This is a genomic window from Levilactobacillus cerevisiae (assembly GCF_003946245.1).
GTDB lineage: Bacteria > Bacillota > Bacilli > Lactobacillales > Lactobacillaceae > Levilactobacillus > Levilactobacillus cerevisiae.
This window is the reverse complement of sequence record NZ_RHNN01000072.1, coordinates 1-1,823: the sequence shown is the minus strand read 5'-3', so window position 1 is coordinate 1,823 and position 1,823 is coordinate 1. Positions and strand designations below refer to the sequence as shown.

Here is a 1,823-nt window from a genome sequence, read left to right as displayed (position 1 = left end):
CCTTGTTGTGGTATAGCCAGACTTATTGAAGTCGCCCTGGCAAACGTGTCCCCTTGGATTTAGACCCCAGCTTGTCCCCTAGGGCTTTAAAAATCACACCGGCCATGATATAATAGTCATTAAACTAGATGACTTTTTTGTGGCGCTCACCGATTCCCGTCGGTGGGTGTTTTTTTATGTTCTATTTTATGTAACCAATATTACTCGTTGTTTGGTGATAAATCAACATTTCTTTTTATGTATCCTTGTATCCTTGTATCCTTGTATCTAAGTATCCTTGTATCTAAGTATCCTTGTATCCTTGTATCTAAGTATATTAGGATACTTGCAGTCAATCTTAATTTAACGGCTTTTGAGAAGAAATGTATCCTTGTATCCTTGTATCCAAGTATCTTTGTATGTTATCATCCTTGTATCCAAGTATCCTTGTATATTAGGATACTTAATTGGAGGTCAGTATAATGGGTGAAGTAATTACTTTTGGAAATTTTAAAGGTGGCACCGGTAAAACAACAAATGCCACGCTTGCATGCCTGGCACTAGCTCGTGCTAGTAAAAAAACGCTATTAATTGATTTCGATCCTCAAGCGAACGCTACAGATATTTACTTTAAAACCGCGGCTAATTTAGGCCACGATGATATTAAATTTAATCAAACCTTACTTGCATCAATCCAAGAAGAGGACTTATCAAGATCGTTGGTTACTTTGGATAAAAACATTGACTTTATTCCATCAAGCGCAGATTTTTCATTGTACCCACGGATTATGGAAAAAAAGTTTAAAAATAATTATAAAGATAGAGTTACATATTTTAGCAAGCTACTTGCTTCACTAAAAGAAAAATATGATTTTGTGGTATTTGATTTGCCACCGACTATTTCCTTAATTTCTGATAGCGCCTTATACGCTTCAGATTGGGTTCTGATTATCCTTCAAACTCAAGAGCACAGTCTTCAGGGTGCCGAATCGTTTCTAAAATATATACAGGAACAGGTAATCGATGAATACGAAGCACCTAGTTTGAATTTACTCGGTATACTTCCTGTGCTATTAAAGAATGGGGCGCCTGTTGATCACAGCACATTAGAAGTAGCAGAAGAAGAATTTGGGAAAGAAAACATGTTAAAAACCCTAATTCGTAATATGGAAAGAATCAAAAGATATTCAATCAGAGGTGTATTTCTAAAAGATCAGTTCGATAAAAAAATAATTAGATTATACGATTCTGTGGCACAAGAAATTATTGAAAGGGCGGATTAGCATGGTGGAACTTTTACACAATCCTAACTCAAATAAAAGCAAAATAATTCCTAGAAAATCGGCGCCCCAGCCCCAAAAAGAAATTTCCATATCTTCTCTAAACGAATCAAACAAAACGAAGTCTAAACAAATAGATGGTGTTACTTTTGATACTACGCTCAGAATTGACAATCATCTAAAAAACTTTATGAAAGCTATGGTAATTTTAGGGTATAGCTCAACTCAACAAAACGGATTAGCCCAATTACAAAAAAATTTTTTTGAATCGTTAACTGAGTCTGAACAAAATACGCTTACGACTCAAATACAGACTTTGGAAACCGGCGATGCTAACAAAGTAAAAAGTAAATAATCACGCGCTCTCAGATGACACGTTCAGCTTTTAGACGTATACTTGTCCGTTTAAATGAAGCAGAATGCACACAAAAAAGTCCTCTATTATGCGGAATAGAGGGCTTTTCTGAAATCAGTACATACAGGCTTTGCTTAGGAGCGTTGCTTGTGTCCATTTAGGACATACACAATCATATAACAATCAATCAATGCTGTCACTTAACTTAC

General features: G+C 35.7%; 2 protein-coding genes. Both read left to right on the top strand.

The window, feature by feature from the left end; all coding sequences use genetic code 11:
* The first annotated feature begins 461 nt into the window (after positions 1-461).
* On the top strand, positions 462-1,262 hold the full coding sequence (locus EKM99_RS15600) for a ParA family protein (protein WP_057878257.1): 801 nt from the start codon (positions 462-464) through the stop codon (positions 1,260-1,262).
* Position 1,263: 1 nt separating this feature from the next.
* Positions 1,264-1,614 (top strand): DUF5388 domain-containing protein, encoded by a 351-nt coding sequence (locus EKM99_RS15595; protein WP_056987025.1) that lies wholly within the window; start codon positions 1,264-1,266, stop codon positions 1,612-1,614.
* Positions 1,615-1,823 lie beyond the last annotated feature (209 nt).

Bases quoted from the DNA above. Each gene is read 5' to 3' on its own strand.
- EKM99_RS15595 (WP_056987025.1), top strand. From the start codon at position 1,264: ATGGTGGAACTTTTACACAATCCTAACTCAAATAAAAGCAAAATAATT.
- EKM99_RS15600 (WP_057878257.1), top strand. From the start codon at position 462: ATGGGTGAAGTAATTACTTTTGGAAATTTTAAAGGTGGCACCGGTAAA.